Source organism: Streptomyces sp. NPDC002669 (assembly GCF_042889165.1).
GTDB lineage: Bacteria > Actinomycetota > Actinomycetes > Streptomycetales > Streptomycetaceae > Streptomyces.
Genome location: NZ_JBIAQQ010000006.1, coordinates 181,081 through 198,917, shown reverse-complemented (window position 1 = coordinate 198,917; position 17,837 = coordinate 181,081). Strand labels below are relative to the sequence as shown.

Genomic DNA, 17,837 nt, shown 5'->3' with positions numbered 1-17,837 from the left:
GGCCGATCGAAGTCGGGGCGGGTTACGCCCCCGGGTCCTCCGTCCCCCCGGAGCCGATCTGTTCGGCCTTCAGGGCCAGGTCCTGGAGCACGTCGGCGGAGGTCACGTCCGTCCGGCCGGAGTCGTGCACCTGGGCCAGCATCGCGAAGGCCAGGGTGAACGCACCGACCAGTTGTTCCACCGCGGCGCCGACCTCGCGGCCGACGAGTGTCGCGACCTCGTCGATCGAGGCGTCCTCGGGGACGGAGATCCGGGGCATGGTCTCGTTCAGGAGGACGGTCACCACGCCGGGGTCGGTGTCCAGGTCGTCACGGTCGGCGTCCTCCTCCAGGAGCCGACGGATCTCGCCCGCCTCCGTGAGGATGCCCACCACTCGCTTCACCACTTCGCTCTGCTCCATCCGGTGAGCATAGGTGCGGGGTGGCGCGACCGGCCCGCCGCCGGGAGCACCGACACGCCGCCGCCCGGGAGCGCCCGCGGGCACCCGGTGGGGCAATCCCGTGCTTTTGCTGCGAACCTCCCGCGAACTCCCTTTCCCAATCGACCATTTGGTCGATTCTTGGCGAATGCATGCCCCCTGCATGAGGGGTTCCTCGCCAGAGTGGCGCATTGCATGTGCACAACATCCGGTGCATGTGCCACACACGAGGACCCACATCGCAGGGGGTTGTATGAGAACCAGCCGCACCAGAAGGCGCGCCGCGCTGAACATCGCGGTGACGCTGCCGCTGCTCGCCGGTGCGCTCGCCCTCGGGGCACCGGACGCCGGCGCCGACTCCGCGCCGGCCGGGCGCGACGCGCTGCGGGGCACCAAGCCCGTCTGGGCGACCGCCGGGGCCGACCGGGGGGCCGCGGCCGACGGCGGCACCGTCCACGTCCGGGTCCATCTGGCGGGACGGGACCCGAAGGGGCTGGCCGCCTATGCCGCCGCCGTCTCCGACCCGCGGTCCGCCTCGTACGGGAAGTATCTGAGCGCCGACCGGGCGCAGGCCAGGTTCGGGGCGACCCCGCAGCAGATCGACCGGGTCGGCGCGTGGCTGAAATCGAACGGGCTGACCGTCACCGGCGCCGACCGACACTACGTCTCGGCCACCGGTGACGTCGCCGCGGCCGAGCGGACCTTCGGCACCCAGCTGCGCAACTACCGCAGGGGCGACCACACTTACCGCGCCCCGGCCTCCACCGCCTCCGTGCCCGCCGCGCTGGGCGACGCCGTTCTCGCCGTCTCCGGCCTGGACAACGCACCGCACCGGGCGAGCCACGACGAGGTGCTGCCGCCGCCGGACGCGGTGTTCCGCAACTCCGGCCCGTTCTCCACCCATTACGGTTCGAGGACCGCGACGACGCTGCCCGACGCCTACGGGACCAAGGTGCCGTACGCGGTCCGGGGCTACACCGGCAAGCAGCTGCGCGCCGCCTACGGGGCGGGCCGGTGGACCGGGAAGGGCGTCACCGTCGCGATCACCGACGCGTACGCCTCGCCGACGATCGGGAAGGACGCCGCCGAGTACGCCCGGCGCAACGGCGACGCCCCGTACCGTCGCGGACAGCTCCGGCAGGTGCTGCCGGACGACTACACGAGGACCGAGGAGTGCGGCGCCTCCGGCTGGTACGGCGAGGAGACCCTCGACGTGGAGGCCGTGCACGCGGTCGCGCCCGCCTCGGACATCGTGTACGTGGGCGCCGCCTCCTGCTACGACGCCGACCTGCTGGACTCGCTGAACAAGATCGTCGACCGTCGGCTCGCCGACATCGTCTCCAACTCCTGGGGCGACATCGAGGCCAATGAGACCCCGGACGTCGCGGCCGCGTACGACCAGGTCTTCAAGATGGGGGCGGTCGAGGGGATCGGCTTCTACTTCTCCTCCGGCGACGACGGCGACAACGTCGCCTCGACGGGCACGAAGCAGATCGACGTCCCGTCCAACTCCGCCTGGGTGACCTCCGTCGGCGGCACCTCCCTGGCCGTCGGCAGGCACGACACGTACCGGTGGGAGACCGGCTGGGGCACGCTGAAGGCGAACCTCTCCGACGACGGCGGGAGCTGGACCGGCTTCCCCGGCGCGTACACCTCCGGAGCCGGCGGCGGCACCAGCTCGACCGTGGGGCAGCCGTTCTACCAGCGCGGCGTCGTACCCGACTCACTCGCACGGGCGAACGGCGAACGGCGGATGCGCACGGCCCCGGACATCGCGGCCGTCGCCGACCCGAACACCGGTTTCCTGGTCGGCCAGACCCAGACGCTGCCCGACGGCTCGCTCGGCTACGACGAGTACCGCATCGGCGGCACGTCGCTCGCCGCCCCGGTCGTCGCGGGTGTCCAGGCCCTCGCGCAGCAGGCCCGGCGCGGTCTGCCGATCGGTTTCGCCAACCCGGCGATCTACGCCCGGTACGGCTCGAAGGCGTACCACGACGTCACCGACCATCCACTGGGACCGAACCGTGACCTCGCGGTGGCCCGCGTCGATTTCGCCAACGGCGTGGACGCCTCGGAGGGGCTGCTGACGTCGGTGCGGAGCCTGGGCAAGGACGCCTCGCTCAAGGCGGTCGAGGGCTACGACGACGTGACGGGGGTCGGTACTCCGGCGGCCGGATACGTCGACTCGTACCGCCCGCGCCACCGGCGCCACTGACCCGACGCCGGTACCGGCCGGGGCGGCTGCCGGGGTGAACCTCCTTGCGGACAAGCGCCGTTGGGCTTTCGCCTCCTCGCGCCGCCGCCCCTTCGCGCCGGTGGACGCGTGCCGGTGGGCGCGCCCCGGCACGCGCGGCGCGGCGCGCGTGCGCCGAGGGCCGTCCCGGGCCCGCTCCGGGGCGGCCGTCGGCCGCGCACACGTGTGCGAAGGGCAGTGCCTGATGGAGTGTCAGAAAGGTTTTGGGTGGCCGATTCTGGCTGCTCGTCAGCGCGCGCCGATAGCGCATGGAACCGGCCTTTGTCATGCCCGCCGGGAAAAGACCGCATGTGGAGGGCGGATCGTCCGGCCCGTGGTGCACACTCCTCGCAGACACTGCTTCGTTGAATTGCGTGGGGAGGCGATGGCGTGTTCGCAGGAATCGACGAAGTCGACTGGGCCTCGATGGAGCATGCCTACGGGCCGGCCGATGACGTGCCCGCGATGCTGCGGGGCCTGGCGTCCGCCGACCCGGCGGAGCGCGAGACGGCCCTGGACGGAATGTACGGGGCCGTGCACCACCAGGGCGACGTGTACGCCTGCACGCTGGCCAGCATTCCTTTCCTCTTCGAGCTGGTGGCGGATCCGGGCATCCAGGACCGCGGCAGCATCGTCGAGTTGCTCACCAGCATCGGCGGCATCGATCTGGACGAGGACGACGAGGAGGAGATCGACGAGGAGGAGATCGAGGGCGCGGCCAACTATGCGATGGCGGCGACCGCCGTCACCGCGGGCGCCGGGATCTTCTTCGAGCTGATGGCCGACGAGGATCCGGGGGTCCGGCTCTCCGCTCCCCTGGCGCTCGCCGCGCTGCACGGCCGGCCGGACCGGGTCCTCGCGCTGCTGCGGGAGCGCATGCCGATCGAGCCGGCCGAGGAGGTGCGGCTCGCCCTGGTGGAGGCGGCGGGGCGGGTGGCCCTGCGCCACGGCGCGCTGGCCGGGCAGGCGGCGGCGTGGCTGAGCCGGCTGGCGGGCGAGGGCTTCCCGCCGGGGCTGCGGCTGGCCGCGCTCGCCCAGCTGGCGCGGTGCGCGCCGGACGCGCTGCCCGGTGACGTCGTACGGGTGGTGACGGGGCTGCTGCGGCAGCTGCGCTCGAAGCCCGTGCGCCGGGGCGGTACGGCCCCCGCGGCCGACCCGCAGCAGGCCGAGGCGGTCGGGGGCGTGGAGGCGTACCCGGACCCGGGCGGGCCCGGCGAGCCGCCCGCCGAGGAGCGGTCCGCGCCGGCGACCCTGGTGGGGCAGTTGCGGGGGCTTTCCGACGAGGAGGACACGGAGCACCCCGCCCCCTGGACCGCGGATCTGCTGCGCACCCTGCACGTCGGGCTCGACGACCGGGTCGCCGAGCGCACGGCACTCCTGGCCGACCAGCTGCGCAGCCCCGACCGCCGGCAGCGGATCGACGCGCTCCGGATGAGCAGCGGGCTGGTCCGGGTCTGGCGCGGTTCGTACGGGGAGCTCGTCCGGCTGGTCGGTGAGCAGCTCGCCACTCCCGATCCGCAGCTGGCCGAGGCCGCCTCGCACGTGCTGGAGGACCTCTTCGGGCTCGCGGCGCCCGCGGCCGACGCGCTGGCGGCGCGGGTGGCGGCGGATCCCGGTGCCTGGGTGAAGGACTGGTCGAGCGGCCCGCCGGGACTCGGCAGCGCGGTGAAGGCGCTGGCCCGGCTGGGGGACGCCCGGTCCCTGCCCGCGCTGGCCGCCGCGCTGGAGCGGCCCGAGGTGCCGCACGACGTGGGGTTCGCCATCGGCTTCCTGGGGGCGACGGCGGACCCGCTGGCCGAGGCGCTGTGCCGCAGGCTCGGCGAGGTCCCGCTGGACGGCAGGGCGCACGACCGGGCGGGCCCGCTGCTCACCGGGCTGGCCGCGCTGCGGGCGCAGGAGGCGCTGCCGGAGGTGCTGCGGATACTGCGGGGCGCGCCGGCGCACCGGGGCGAGTGGCTGCGCACCGCGGCGCTGCGGGCGCTCGCCGCGTTCGGGCCCGCGGCGCACGGTGCCGTGCCGGAGCTTCGGACGCTGCTGCGGAGTCCCGGGTCGGCGTCGGCGACGGAGGTCGCGCAGGCCCTGTGGGCGGTCGACGGGGACGCCGACGCCGTGCTGCCGGTGCTGATCGAGGGCCTCCAGGCGGAGCGCGTCCACGAGCGGCGGTCCGCGGTGAACGCGCTGGGCGGGCTCGGGGCCCGGGCGGAAGTGACCGCGCCGCGGCTGCGCGCGCTGCTGCGGCACGAGGATCCGTGGCTGCGGCTGGACGCGGCGATCGCGCTGTGGGACGTGACCGGGCGGGCCGACGAGTCCGTACCGCTGCTCCTTGCCGCCTGGGAGGCGAACCGTCACTCCAGGGTCCGGGTGGCGGAACGCCTGGCGCAGTCGGGGGTCGCTGGTGCAGGGTCGGAGCCGGCACGCGCGCTGCGCGCCGAACTCGCCTCCGTCCGCCGTCACAACGCGATGGACGGCGGATACGGCAGCCACGACACATACGAGGACGAAAAACTGCTGGCGTTCTGCCGGCAGGCCCTTCGGGGCGGTACGGGGAAGGGACCCGCCACATGATCATTTTCGGCACGCGAGGCTATCTGTACCAGCTGGCCATATTGACGCTCGTCTGCGGCTGGTGCGGCAATCCGGCCGCCCACACGCTGCGCAAGAGGGTCACCAAGTTCACCCTGTTCTTCGTGCCGCTGTTCCCCTTCTCGACGAAGTACGCGACCCAGTGCACGTTCTGCGGCGGCGAGCAGCAGATCCCGAAGGAGCAGGCCGACCAGCTGCTGGCTCAGCAGGCGGCCGCGCAGAACGGCAATCCGTTCGGCGGGCCGCAGGGACAGCCGGGGTACGCGCAGGGCGCCCCGGGGCAGAACCCGTACCAGGGCTGAGGCCCGTGCCCGTACCGGCGGGGCGGACCCCGTCGGGACCGGGCGGGCGGGCGGCGGCGCCCCACGGCGCCCCCTGACATCCCGCACCGCCCCACGGCGTTCCGTGGCACCCCTCGCCGCCCCACGGAATCGGGCCACCCCTTCCCCGCACTGAACGGGCACAACGGACTTACCTCCCCATAAGGTCTATCTGGTATGGACTGCCGGAAGGGAGGGAGTCATGCGCCCGGAACGCCGGACGTGGCGGCGTGCGGCGGCGGCCCTCGGGGTCGTCGCCGGCGTCGCGCTGTCGTCCGGCTGCGGCGACACCGGCGGGCTGCACAGCGCCGGGCCGACCCCGCCGGCCATCGGCCCCGCCCGGCTCTGGCCCCGGCTGCCGCCCGCCTCCGCCGCCCCGTACGACTACGGCGAGGGCGAGACGGCCCGCATTCCGGGGATCACGGTGCCGGGCGGCGACGTGCGGCGGCTGGACCCGGTGGCGGTGGTACGGGCCGGTGTCGGGGCCCGCACCAACCGGACCAGCGGCACGACCGAACTGCCCGCGGACATCGTCCGGAAGATCGAGGCGTGCCCCACCGAGCCGGCCTCCTGTCCCGTGCTCCCGCCCTACTTCCGCGATCTGACGGGCGACGGCCGGGAGGAGATGGTCCTCGGCATCGAACTGCCCGGCCGCCAGCTCTCCATCCGGGTGTACATGCCGGATTCGGGCGGCCTGACCCGGATCCTGTCCACCTCGGACGCCGTGATCAGCGTCGAGCTGGCCGGGCGGGACCTGATCGTGCGGGCGCCGTCGGTGATCACCGGGTACGAGTACCGCACCGCCTGGTCCTGGGACGCCGGACAGCGCGCGATGCTGCCCGCCCGGGACGAGATCCTGCGGATCCCGCCGTCCCCGACGCCGCGGCCCTCCCTCACCGCCTCCCGGCCCGCCGTCCCTCCCCCGGCCACCTCGCCCGGGGTCCTCGCGGAACGCCGATGAGCCGCCGCGACACGGGTGACCGGGAGCCGGGCCGGGGCGACGCGGGGCCGCGCGGCGCGGCGCGGGACGACGAGGACGCCCGGGGGGCCCGCCGGAGCGGCACGCGACCGCGTCGGCGCAGGGTGCGGGTGCCCGCCTGGGCCGCGACGCTCACCTGGAAGGCGGCCCTCTTCATCACCGTGATGTGCTGCACGCTCGCCGCGCTGCTGGGCGCGCTCGTGCACACCGGGATGACCCGCGAGACCGTCGGTCAGTCCCGCGAGAAGGCCCTGGCCCGGCTGGCGGACGCCACCGTCGCGTACCAGACGGGCGAGGCGATGCCGCCGGGTTCGGGGATCGACCCGCCCGGGCTCCCCGCCGGGCTGCGCGCCCTGGCCGTGAGCGGCGAGCGCGGCACGCTGGTCGGCAGCCTGGCCGGGCGCCCGGTCATGTGGGCGGCGGCCCCGGCGGACGGCCGCGCACTGGCCGCGGTGGTGGACTACGGCCAGAGCGCCCGCACGATCGACAACCTCGACAGGGCGATCATCGGTTCCGCCCTGCTGGCCATCGTCGCCACCGTGCTGGCCGGCGCGTTCGCCGTCACCCGGGTCACCCGGCGGCTGCACCGGACGGCCCGGGTGGCCCGCCGGATCGGCGCGGGCGACCTGGACGCCCGGGTGGCCGACCCGCGCACGACGGACCCCTCGCGCCCGCAGGACGAGGTCGCGATCGTCGCCGGGGCGCTGGACACCATGGCCGCCACGCTCCAGCGCAAGCTGCAGGCCGAGCAGCGTTTCACCGCCGACGTGGCGCACGAGCTCCGCACCCCGCTGACCGGTCTCTCGGCCGCCGCCGAGCTGCTGCCGCCGGGGCGGCCGTCGGAGCTGGTGCGCGACCGGGTCCAGGCGATGCGGGCGCTGACCGAGGACCTGCTGGAGATCTCCCGGCTCGACGCCCGCACGGAGCGGGTCGACCTCGCCGTGCACGAACTGGTCCCGCTCGTCGAACGGGTGGTGCGCGCCTCCGGGACGCAGACCTCGGTCCGGATCGCGGACCCGGCTCCCGGCCGGCCGGGGCGGGCCGCGCGGGTGTGGGTGGAGACCGATCTGCGGCGGCTGGAGCGGGTGCTGGGCAATCTGATCGCCAACGCCCACAAGCACGGCCGTCCCCCGGTGGTGCTGACGGTCGACGGGCCGGTGGTGACCGTGCGCGACCACGGCCCGGGTTTCCCGGCGTACCTGCTGGCCGACGGCCCCCAGCGGTTCCGCACCGAGGGCGCCGGGCGGGGGCACGGCCTCGGGCTGACCATCGCCGCCGGGCAGGCCGGGGCGATCGGTGCCGAACTCTCGTTCCACAACGCCCCGGACGGCGGGGCGATGGCCCGGGTGGTGCTCCCCGAGCCCCCGGACCCGAACGGCGACGCGCCCGCTGACGACGCGCCGGGCGACGGGGCACGGGGCGGCGGCGGGGCCGGCGGCGGTGCGACGGACGGTGGCGGCGGTGCGGAATCCGGCCCGCGCGAGGAGAGGTGACGGACCGTCGGGCGCCGCCCCGGAAACGGGTCCGGCCGGTCCGTGCCCCCGTCGGCCCGCCCGGACATACTTGCTACGACATAAGGGAAATGAGCACCCGCTCTTGCTACGTTGCGTGGCATGACCGCAACGACGGCGGACGCGCTCCCGCCCGCTCCCCGCCTGCCCAAGCGGCGCGGGGTCGAGCTGCTGCTCCTCGTCGGGGCCGTGTTCGTCCCCGTCTACGGTTACGCCGCCGTCGGCCTGGCCAGGAACGGCGTGGTGCCGCCCGACGTGGCCGGTTACGGCGCGGGCCTGGGTCTGCTCGCCCTCCTCGCCCATCTCGCGGTGCGGTTCCGCGCCCCGTACGCCGATCCGCTGCTGCTGCCCATCGCCGTCCTGCTCAACGGGCTCGGCCTGGTGCTCATCTACCGGCTCGACCTGGAGACGCCGAAGGACCAGGCGGCCCCCACCCAGCTGATCTGGTCCACGCTCGGCGTGTCGCTGTTCATCGCCGTGGTGGTCCTCCTGCGCGACCACCGGGTGCTCCAGCGGTACGCGTACCTGTCGGTCGCCGCGGCCCTGGTGCTGATGATCGTGCCGATCTTCTTCCCGGCGGTGAACGGGGCCAAGATCTGGATCCGGGTCGGCGGTTTCTCCTTCCAGCCGGGCGAGTTCGCCAAGATCCTGCTCGCCGTGTTCTTCGCCGCGTACCTCGCGGCGAACCGCAACGCGCTCGCGTACACCGGCCGCCGGTTCTGGAAGCTCCAGTTCCCCACCGGCCGGGTGCTCGGCCCGATCGTGGCGATCTGGCTCCTCAGCGTCGGCGTGCTGGTCCTGGAACGCGACCTGGGCACCTCGCTGCTCTTCTTCGGCCTCTTCGTGATCATGCTGTACGTGGCGACCGGCCGGACCGGCTGGATCGCGGTGGGACTGCTGCTCGCCGCCCTCGGCGCGTTCGTCGTCGGCTCCTTCGAGCCCCATGTGCACAGCCGGGTGCAGGACTGGCTCGATCCGTTCGCCTCGATCGACGCCGGTCGGGGGCCCGGCCAGCTGGCCCAGTCGCTGTTCGCGTTCGCCGCGGGCGGGATGCTCGGCAGCGGGCTCGGTCTCGGCCACTCCATCCTCATCGGCTTCGCCGCCAAGTCCGACTTCATCCTGGCGACGGCGGGCGAGGAGCTCGGACTGACCGGACTCACCGCGATCTTCCTGCTGTACGCGCTGCTGGTGGCCCGCGGCTACCGGGCCGGTCTCGCCCTGCGCGATCCCTTCGGACGGCTGCTGTCGATCGGCCTCGCCTCGATCCTGGCGCTCCAGGTGTTCGTGATCGCGGGCGGGGTGATGGGGCTGATCCCGCTGACGGGCATGGCGATGCCGTTCCTCGCCCAGGGCGGTTCGTCCGTCGTCACCAACTGGATCATCGTGGCGCTGCTGATCCGGGTCAGCGACCAGGCCCGCAGACCGCAGCCCGGCGCCGTGGAGACCGGAATCATCACGCCGGTGGCGGAGGGCGACCGGTGAGCCCGTCCCGCCGCCCCCGGGGCGCGGCGCCCCCGTACCCGTACCCCCAACCGTCGGCCGGGCCCTCGTCCCCGCCCCGAGCACCGGAGGCCCGGTCGTGATCCGCTGCATCCGCCGCGCCGCCGCGCTCTGTCTGCTGCTGCTCGTGGCGCTGCTCCTGAACGCCGCCCGCATCCAGGTCATCGAAGCCGACGGCCTGGACCACAACCCCGCCAACCGCCGCCTCACGATCGCCCGTTACGGCCAGCCGCGCGGCAACATCCTGGTCGACGGCAGGTCCGTCACGGGGTCCGAGGACACCGGCGAGCAGCTCAGGTACGAGCGCACCTACCGGAACGGTCCGCTGTACGCCCCCGTGACCGGCTACGCCTCGCAGACGTACGGCACCTCCCTGATCGAGTACACCGAGGACGACGTGCTCTCCGGCACCGATCCGATGCTCGCCCCGTTCCCGCTGTGGAACGACATCACCCGGGCCCAGCAGCCCGGCGGCAACGTGGCCACGACCGTCGAGGACGCCGTGCAACGCGCCGCCTACGACGGGCTCGGCGGGCGGCGGGGCGCGGTCGCCGCCCTGGAACCGGCGACCGGCCGCGTCCTGGCACTGGTCTCGACCCCCTCGTACGATCCCGGGCTGCTCTCGGGCACCGGTTCGTCCGTCACCGACGCCTGGCGGCGGCTGAACGCGGCGGAGAGCCGGCCGATGCTCAACCGGGCGATCCGGCAGACCTACCCGCCGGGTTCCACCTTCAAGATCGTGACGGCCGCGGCGGCGCTCGACGCGGGGGTCGTCACCGATCCGCACGCGGAGACCGACACCCCGTCCCCGTACGTGCTGCCGGGCACGAGGACGACGCTGCCCAACGAGTCCCGGGGCTGCGAGCAGGCGTCGCTCGCCGAGGCGATCCGGATCTCCTGCAACACCGTGCTGGCGGACCTGGGGGTGCGGGTCGGTCCGGCGGACATGGTGGAGGCGGTGGAGAAGTTCGGCTTCAACGACACCGGGCTGAAGATCCCCCCGGGGGTGGCGAAGAGCAATTTCGACACCGGGATGTCCGACGACCAGCTCGCGCTGTCCTCGATCGGGCAGTTCGACACGACGGCGACCCCGCTCCAGATGGCGATGGTGGCGTCCGCCGTGGCCAACGGCGGCGATCTCAAGTACCCGTACCTGGTGGACCGCACGACCACCCGGAGCGGGGCGACCGTCCGTCAGAACGGATCGCGCACCTACCACCGGGCGATGAACCCGCGGACGGCGATACAGCTGCGCGAGATGATGGTGGACGTCGTGGAGAACGGCACCGGGTCCAACGCCGCGATCGACGGGGTGACCGTCGGCGGCAAGACCGGCACCGCGCAGCACGGCGTCGACAACACGGGCACGCCGTACGCCTGGTTCATCTCCTGGGCGCAGGCGCCCGGTTCGGCGCAGCCGGCCGTCGCGGTCGCCGTGGTCGTGGAGGACGCGGCGGCGCGGCGGGCCGACATCAGCGGCGGCGGCAACGCGGCCCCGATCGCGCGTTCCGTCATGGCGGCGGCCCTGCGAGACTGACCGGATGGACGATGCGACGGACGGGGTGCGCCGGACCCTGGAGCGGATCGACCGGACGGACCCGCGGCTGTGCGCGTTCGTCGAGGTGTGGCACGAGCGGGCGCTCGCCGGCGCCGGGCCGGCCCGGCGGCTGCCCCTGGCCGGTCTGCCGTTCGCGGTCAAGGGACGCTCGGGCATCCGGTCGTACGCGGCCCGGCGGCTGATCGCGGCCGGTGGCGTCCCGGTCGGCTCGACCTCGGTGCCCGGCCCCGGCACGTCCTGGCAGACCTGGGGGCTGGGCGCCCACGGCCGTACGGTCAACCCGTGGCGCCCCGACCGCACCCCGGGCGGCTCCTCGGCGGGCTCGGCGGCCGCGGTCGCGGCGGACCTGGTGGAGCTGGCGACCGGCAGCGACGGGGCCGGGTCGGTACGGATCCCGGCCGCGTGGTGCGGGGTGTTCGGCCTGAAGACGACAAACGGTCTGCTGCCCTCCCCGGACCGTTCCGGGCTGGCGTCCGCCGGGGTGCTGGCCCGGTCGGCGGCCGGGGCCGGAACGTATCTGCGCACCGTCCTGGACGCGTACGAGCCGGTGCCGCCGGTCCTTCCCGCGCCGGCCGTCTTCAGCCCGGACCTGGGGTACGCCGAGGTCGATCCGGAGGTCGCCGCGGTGGTGCGGCGCGCGGTGGAACGGCTGGTGGCGGCCGGGGTGGTGCGGCTCGTGGGCGGTGGGTGCGAACTCCTCGACCCCCGCGAGGCGTGGTCGGCGGTCCGGGGCGGGGAGGAGGCCCCCGCCGCCGTGGAGGTCCGGCGCGAGAACGGCCTCCGGCTCGACGCGCTGTTCGCCCGCGCCCCGCTGCTGCTCACCCCGACCACGCCGAACCGCCCGCATGGGCACGACGGACCGGGCGAGCTCTACTCGACCGCGCTGACCTGGGCGTTCAACCTCAGCGGGCATCCGGCCGCCAGTGTGCCCGCGGGCTTCACAGCGGACGGCTGCCCGGTCGGGCTGCAACTGGTCGCGGAGCGCGGCGCGGACGTCTCGCTGCTCGCGGCGGCCGGCGCGGTGGAGAGCGCCCTGCCCGCCCTGCGACCGTGACGTGCCGCTGCCCCCGTCGACGGTGACGACCTCGTCGGCGGTGGCGGTCCATGCCGACGGGGTGGCGGCCTCCGTCGTCGGTGGTGCCGGCCCCTGTCGTCGGTGGCGGGCGCCGTCCCCGTTCAGTCCAGCGGTTCGCGGCGCCGCAGCCACGATTCGGGCGCCCCGTCGACGCCGGTGGCCGCGCCCACGACGCCGCCGGTGATGGCGCAGGTCGTGTCGACGTCACCGAGGCCCTCGGCCGTCGCCCAGAGCGCCGCCTCCAGGTCGTCCGGATGCCGGGCCGCGGTCCACAGGGCGAACGGGACCGTGTCGTCGGCGCGGATGCGCTGCCCGTTGCCCAGCAGATCGGCCGCCTTCCACGGCTCGGTGGTGAAGGGGACGTCGACGGCCCGGCGCAGACCGTCGTGCACGAGCCCCTCGGGGGTCCGGTCGGCGACCGCGGCCAGGGTGAACTCGCCGCGGACCGTCAGCGCCGCCGCGACCGCGACCGCCACCGCGCCCGCGATTCCCTCCGGGTGGGCGTGGGTGACGGTCGCCTGGGACGCCGCCTGCTCGGCGGCGAACCCGACGTCCCGGTGGAAGTACGCGCCGAGCGGTGCGACCCGCATCGCCGCGCCGTTGCCGAGGCTGCCGCCCTCGAAGAGTCCGGGCGCCAGGGTGCGCCAGTCGGCCGGTGCGGCCAGCAGCTGGGGCAGCAGCATGTGCATGCCGTGCCCGTAGCCGCGGGCCCGATCGGCCTCGTAGGCGAGGGCGAAGCAGAGCGCGAGCCGGTCCTGCTCGACCCGGCCGTGCTCCTCCAGGACCCGCAGCAGGGCGCGGGCCAGCGCGGTGTCGTCGGTCCAGTGCCAGTCGGCTTCCTCGGGGGTGCGGCGCGCCTTGATCTCGTCGAACGCCCGGCGGGGCTCACGGAAGAGGGGGAACCAGCGCTCGCCGAACGCGTCGCCCAGGGCCAGCGCTTCCAGGCTGCGGCGGGCGGCTGCGGGGTCTGCGGCAGGGAGCGGCGACAGTGACGTCATGCCGTCATCCTTCCCGCCCCGGCCGACGGCGTACATCCATTTGCCCCGTCGTCCCACGAAGACGCCCCGTTCCGTCACCCCGCCGGGGTGCCTCCGGGCAGCCGTTCCCGCCGACCGGCTCCTCGCCCCGCGCGATCCCTCCGGGCAGCTCCCGTCTCCGGGCGGCCGACGCGCCGTCAGTCCCCCGGCGTGCCGGAACCGCCCTGGGTTATCGCCTCCTCGACCTCGGCGACCCTGGCCCGTTCCTCCGCCGCGAAGCGGTCCCGGTCGAGCTGTTCGGCTATTTCCTCGTCCTGGGCCATCAGCAGGTCGAGGTTGGAGTCGCCGAGTTCGAAGACGCCCATGTCGACGTATGCCTTCTGGAGCCGTTCGCCCCACAGACCGATGTCCTTGACGCACGGCACTATCCGGCTGAACAGCAGCTTCCGGAAGAGCTGCAGGAACTCCGAGTGCTCGGAGAGGTCCTTGGCCTCCTGTTTGCCGATGCCGAAGTTCTCCAGCACCTCGACCCCGCTGAGCCGGTCCCGCATCAGGTAGCAGCCCTCGATGACGAAGTCCTCGCGCTCGCGCAGTTCGGCGTCGCTCAGCTGCTTGTAGTAGTCGCGCAGCGCCATCCGTCCGAACGCGACGTGCCGGGCCTCGTCCTGCATCACATACGCGAGGATCTGCTTGGGCAGCGGCTTGGTCGTCGTGTCGCGGATCATGCCGAACGCGGCCAGGGCGAGCCCTTCGATGAGGACCTGCATGCCGAGGTAGGGCATGTCCCAGCGGGAGTCGCGCAGGGTGTCGCCGAGCAGCCCCTGGAGGTTGTCGTTGATCGGGTAGAGCATCCCGACCTTCTCGTGCAGGAACCGTCCGTAGATCTCGGCGTGCCGGGCCTCGTCCATGGTCTGGGTCGCGGAGTAGAACTTCGCGTCCAGGTCGGGGACGGACTCCACGATCCTGGCCGCGCACACCATGGCGCCCTGCTCGCCGTGGAGGAACTGGCTGAACTGCCAGGCGGTGTAGTGCTTGCGCAGCTCGCCCCGGTCCTTCTCGGTCATCTTCGCCCAGTGCGGGGTGCCGTACAGGGTGAGGGCCTCGTCCGGGGTGCCGAGCGGGTCGGCGGGGTCGACCTCCAGGGACCAGTCGATGCGCTTGTTGCCGTCCCACTGCTTGTCCTTGCCCTTCTGGTAGAGGGCGAGCAGGCGGTCCCGGCCGTCGTCGTAGTCCCAGGTGAAGCGGGCGGCGCCGGAGGCCGGCACCTGCCACAGCGGTGCTTCGGGGGCAGTGGTGTAGAGGTCGTGTGTCGACACGGACGGCTCCTTCGCCTGGCATGTTCCGACAATTCCCGTGGCGCTTGCGTCAGTTGGCAGGTTCACACGTTGGTAGACACGGGGTCAACAAGTCGCACCCAAGGGATTGACGGCCTTGCTGACGGGGCGTCTCATAAGGAGTGACCCCCGGTAACCCATGCGCGAGGTGCCCCAGTCATGACCACAGTGTCCGAACGCGACATCCAGCTGCTGCGCGACGCACTCGGCCCGCTCCGGGACCGGGAACAGGTCGCCGAGCGGCTGCTCGAATCCTCGGCCAGGCACTCCTTCGACCCGGACAAGGAGCTCGACTGGGCCTCGGCGGTCGAGGAGGGCAAGTGGTTCTGGCCGCCCGAGCTCGTCTCCCTCTACGACACCCCGCTGTGGCGGAAGATGTCCGAGGAGCAGCGGATCGACCTCTCCCGGCACGAGGCGGCGTCGCTGGCCTCGCTGGGCATCTGGTTCGAGATCATCCTCATGCAGCTGCTGGTCCGGCACATCTACGACCGCCCGGTGACCAGCAACCACGTCCGCTACGCGCTCACCGAGATAGCCGACGAGTGCCGGCACTCGATGATGTTCGGCCGCATGATCAAGTGGGGCGGGACGCCCGACTACCCCGTGCCGCGCGTCTACCACAACCTCGCGCGCGTACTGAAGACCATCTCCACCACCCCCGGTTCGTTCGCCGCGACACTGCTCGGCGAGGAGATCCTCGACTGGATGCAGCGGCTGACGTTCCCGGACGAGCGGGTCCAGACGCTGGTGCGCGGCGTGACCCGCATCCATGTGGTCGAGGAGGCCCGGCACGTCCGGTACGCCCGCGAGGAGCTGCGCCGGCAGATGGTGACCGCCCCTGCCTGGGAGCGTCGGCTGACCCGGCTGAGCTGCGGCGAGGCGGCCCGCGTCTTCTCCGTCTGCTTCATCAACCCCCAGGTGTACGAGAACGTCGGCCTGGACCGGCACGAAGCCGTCGCCCAGGTGAAGGCCAGCGGCCACCGGGCGGAGGTCATGCAGACCGGTGCGAAGCGGCTGACGGACTTCTTCGACGACATCGGGGTGCTCAACGGGGTGGGGCGCAGGATGTGGAAGAAGTCCGGCCTCCTGGCCTGAGCCGCCCGCCCCCGCTCGCCTCCCTTTCCACCCCCGCCCCGGGACCCGCTCAGGGCAGGGTGACCTCCCGCGCCCGGCCCACGCCGAAGCGCCGGGCGAGCCGCGTCATGCCCCGCGACATCCTCGCCGGCATCGAGCCCGGCTCCGGAATGGTCACCGGCCGCTGCCGCCCGTTCTGGATCGCCGCTATCCGCCAGCCCCGCGGCGTCCGGACACAGACGACGACCTGGCGCGACAGCCGCCGCTTCGGCAGCCTGTCGCGCCAGGGCATGAGGACCGATCCGTTGCCCACCAGCACGGCCACGGAGTCGGTGACGAAGCGCAGGGACTCGATCTCCCCGACCATCGCCGAACCGGCGATCACGCCGCGGAACAGCTTGTCGTGGTTGTCCTCCAGCTTCGCGGAACCGGCGGCCCAGCTTCCGTCGTAGGACACGTAGTCGGCGTCCTCGGTGAACAGCCGCCCGAATCCGGCGGAGTCCGCCTCCGTCCAGGTCCTGCAGTACTCCGCGAAGAGCTCGCGGACCTCCCTCTCCCCGGTGTCCATGCGCTTCCCTCTCCCCCGTCCACCTCTGCTATTATTTCGTTCGGTCGAACTAAATATATGGAGCGCTCATGGGAACGTCAAGGGAAGAACTCCTCGCCCGGCTCGGGGAGGCGGGGCGGGTGCACAGCAACGCGGCCGTCATGTACCACGCGGCGATCAGCGACCGAATGGGCCTCAGCGCGGTCGAGGAGAAGACGCTCGACCTGCTCCAGCGGTCGGGCGCGCTCAGCGCGGGCGAGCTGGGAGAGCTCACCGGCCTGGCACCGGCCTCCGTCACGGGGCTGGTCGACAGGCTGGAGCGCAAGGGCTTCGCCCGCAGGGTAAAGGACCCGCAGGACGGCAGACGGGTCAACGTCGAGATCGACCCGGGCATCGAGGCCCGGTTCGCCCCGCTCTTCACCCCCTTCGCCGCCCATCTCGCCGAGCTGTACGCGGAGTACTCGGACGCGGAGCTCGCCGTGATCCTCGGCTTCCTCGACCGCTCCGCGCACATACAGCGGGAGGCGACCCGCGCGCTCGGGGAGCCTCGGTGACGGGCCGCCCCCGCCGGTCCCCCGGTCGTTAGGCTTCCGGTCATGACTGCCGCCACCGTGCCGCCGACCCGCGCGTACCGAAGGCTCAGCGTCGAGGAGCGTCGCGCCCAGCTTCTCGGCGCGGCCCTCACCCTCTTCGCCCACCGGGCCCCCGACGAGGTCTCGCTCGACGAGGTCGCCACGGTCGCCGGGGTGTCCCGGCCGCTCGTCTACCGCTACTTCCCCGGCGGGCGGCAGCAGTTGTACGAGGCGGCGCTGCGATCCGCCTCGGACGAGCTGATCCTGTGCTTCACCGAGCCACCGGCGGGGCCGCCCACCGAGCGGGTGTCGCGGGTGCTCGACCGCTACCTCGCCTTCGTCGACGAACACGACACCGGGTTCAGCGCGTTGCTGCGCGGCGGCAGCGTCGTCGGGACCTCCCGCACGACGGCGATCGTCGACGAGGTGCGGCGCGCGGCGGCCGAGCAGATCCTGCTGCACCTGGGCAGGTTCGGCGCGGGCACCGGGACCGCGCCCGGCCCCAGGCTCCGGATGATGGTGCGCACCTGGATCGCGGCGGTCGAGGCCGCGTCCCTGATCTGGCTGGACGAGGGGAAGCAGCCCGCCGCGGCCGAGCTGCGCGGCTGGCTGGTCGATCAGCTGCTCGCGCTGCTGGCCGTCACGGCCGCGACGGACCCGCAGACCGCTTCGGTGCTGGAGGCGCTGCTTCCGCTGGAGAACGCCGGGGGCCCGGCCGGGCGGCTGGCGGAGCGGCTGGTCACGGTGGCCGACGGGGCGGCTCATCTGCTGCCCGCGGACCCATCGGTCAGACTGGGGCGGTGAGAAGCGAGAACACCCCCTTCACCGGTGGCCCCCTGGACGGGCGGGTGCTGCCCGTCCTGGTGGGTGCGACCGGCCACCCGCCCAAGTGGTACGAGGTCCCGGTCCCGGCCGCCGACGGCGGTCCACCGACCGTGTACGCCTACCGTCGCGCACCGGCCGGTCATTCCAAGCGGCTGGGCATTCCGCGCGGCTGGGTGTATGAGTACGTCCCCGAGGGGCGGGTACGGAACACCCCCAAGTGGCCCTGGTCCAAACCGCGCTGAGAGCGTGGCGGGTGCGGGGCCCCGCACCGGTTTCCGGACGCTCTAAGATCGACGCTCCGGTGCTCGGGCAGGGTCAGCGAGGGTCTTTT

General features: G+C 73.4%; 16 protein-coding genes. 12 read left to right on the top strand and 4 right to left on the bottom strand.

What is annotated here, in order from left to right; genetic code table 11:
- Positions 1-22: 22 nt before the first annotated feature.
- Positions 23-400: a hypothetical protein gene (locus tag ACFYW1_RS11910; RefSeq protein WP_388990497.1), complete on the bottom strand. Its 378-nt coding sequence runs from the start codon at positions 398-400 to the stop codon at positions 23-25.
- Between the two features lie 271 nt (positions 401-671).
- On the opposite strand from ACFYW1_RS11910, the gene ACFYW1_RS11905 reads away from it, so the two are divergent.
- The 8 genes from ACFYW1_RS11905 (at position 672) to ACFYW1_RS11870 (ending at position 12,156) form a co-directional block, all read left to right on the top strand.
- Positions 672-2,633, top strand: coding sequence for a protease pro-enzyme activation domain-containing protein (locus tag ACFYW1_RS11905; protein WP_388990495.1), 1,962 nt, complete (start codon positions 672-674; stop codon positions 2,631-2,633).
- A gap of 408 nt (positions 2,634-3,041) precedes the next feature.
- Positions 3,042-5,216, top strand: a complete 2,175-nt coding sequence (locus ACFYW1_RS11900) for a HEAT repeat domain-containing protein (protein ID WP_388990493.1) — start codon at positions 3,042-3,044, stop codon at positions 5,214-5,216.
- A complete protein-coding gene (locus tag ACFYW1_RS11895; RefSeq protein WP_388990491.1) occupies positions 5,213-5,536 on the top strand; it encodes a zinc-ribbon domain-containing protein in 324 nt (107 codons plus the stop codon). Before ACFYW1_RS11900 ends, ACFYW1_RS11895 begins: the two co-directional genes overlap by 4 nt.
- 220 nt (positions 5,537-5,756) lie before the next feature.
- Entirely contained in the window at positions 5,757-6,515 is a 759-nt protein-coding gene (locus ACFYW1_RS11890) for a hypothetical protein (RefSeq protein WP_388990489.1), read from the top strand.
- A complete protein-coding gene (locus ACFYW1_RS11885; protein WP_388990487.1) occupies positions 6,512-8,026 on the top strand; it encodes an ATP-binding protein in 1,515 nt (504 codons plus the stop codon). The genes ACFYW1_RS11890 and ACFYW1_RS11885 overlap by 4 nt, the downstream gene beginning before the upstream one ends.
- A gap of 120 nt (positions 8,027-8,146) precedes the next feature.
- Positions 8,147-9,526, top strand: coding sequence for an FtsW/RodA/SpoVE family cell cycle protein (locus ACFYW1_RS11880; RefSeq protein ID WP_388990485.1), 1,380 nt, complete (start codon positions 8,147-8,149; stop codon positions 9,524-9,526).
- A gap of 97 nt (positions 9,527-9,623) precedes the next feature.
- Positions 9,624-11,081, top strand: coding sequence for a penicillin-binding transpeptidase domain-containing protein (locus tag ACFYW1_RS11875; RefSeq protein WP_388990483.1), 1,458 nt, complete (start codon positions 9,624-9,626; stop codon positions 11,079-11,081).
- Between the two features lie 4 nt (positions 11,082-11,085).
- Positions 11,086-12,156, top strand: a complete 1,071-nt coding sequence (locus ACFYW1_RS11870) for an amidase (protein ID WP_388990481.1) — start codon at positions 11,086-11,088, stop codon at positions 12,154-12,156.
- 122 nt (positions 12,157-12,278) lie between these two features.
- Here ACFYW1_RS11870 and ACFYW1_RS11865 read toward each other — a convergent pair whose 3' ends face one another.
- Positions 12,279-13,175 (bottom strand): ADP-ribosylglycohydrolase family protein, encoded by an 897-nt coding sequence (locus tag ACFYW1_RS11865; protein WP_388990479.1) that lies wholly within the window; start codon positions 13,173-13,175, stop codon positions 12,279-12,281.
- 176 nt (positions 13,176-13,351) lie between these two features.
- Positions 13,352-14,470, bottom strand: coding sequence for a ferritin-like domain-containing protein (locus ACFYW1_RS11860; RefSeq protein ID WP_388990477.1), 1,119 nt, complete (start codon positions 14,468-14,470; stop codon positions 13,352-13,354).
- Positions 14,471-14,647: 177 nt separating this feature from the next.
- On the opposite strand from ACFYW1_RS11860, the gene ACFYW1_RS11855 reads away from it, so the two are divergent.
- The gene (locus ACFYW1_RS11855; RefSeq protein ID WP_388990475.1) at positions 14,648-15,583 is read left to right on the top strand and encodes a diiron oxygenase; all 936 of its coding nucleotides are present in this window, start codon (positions 14,648-14,650) and stop codon (positions 15,581-15,583) included.
- Positions 15,584-15,632: 49 nt separating this feature from the next.
- Here the strand turns inward: ACFYW1_RS11855 and ACFYW1_RS11850 are convergent, their stop codons facing one another.
- Positions 15,633-16,130: an SgcJ/EcaC family oxidoreductase gene (locus ACFYW1_RS11850; RefSeq protein ID WP_388990473.1), complete on the bottom strand. Its 498-nt coding sequence runs from the start codon at positions 16,128-16,130 to the stop codon at positions 15,633-15,635.
- A 68-nt stretch (positions 16,131-16,198) separates the two neighbouring features.
- Here ACFYW1_RS11850 and ACFYW1_RS11845 point away from each other — a divergent pair, with 68 nt between their 5' ends.
- Genes ACFYW1_RS11845 through ACFYW1_RS11835 form a run of 3 tightly spaced genes read left to right on the top strand, consistent with a single transcriptional unit; the run spans position 16,199 to position 17,748 of the window.
- Positions 16,199-16,663, top strand: a complete 465-nt coding sequence (locus ACFYW1_RS11845) for a MarR family winged helix-turn-helix transcriptional regulator (RefSeq protein WP_388990471.1) — start codon at positions 16,199-16,201, stop codon at positions 16,661-16,663.
- 42 nt (positions 16,664-16,705) lie between these two features.
- Positions 16,706-17,485: a TetR/AcrR family transcriptional regulator gene (locus ACFYW1_RS11840; RefSeq protein ID WP_388990468.1), complete on the top strand. Its 780-nt coding sequence runs from the start codon at positions 16,706-16,708 to the stop codon at positions 17,483-17,485.
- The gene (locus ACFYW1_RS11835; protein WP_388990466.1) at positions 17,482-17,748 is read left to right on the top strand and encodes a hypothetical protein; all 267 of its coding nucleotides are present in this window, start codon (positions 17,482-17,484) and stop codon (positions 17,746-17,748) included. The genes ACFYW1_RS11840 and ACFYW1_RS11835 overlap by 4 nt, the downstream gene beginning before the upstream one ends.
- Positions 17,749-17,837: the final 89 nt, after the last annotated feature.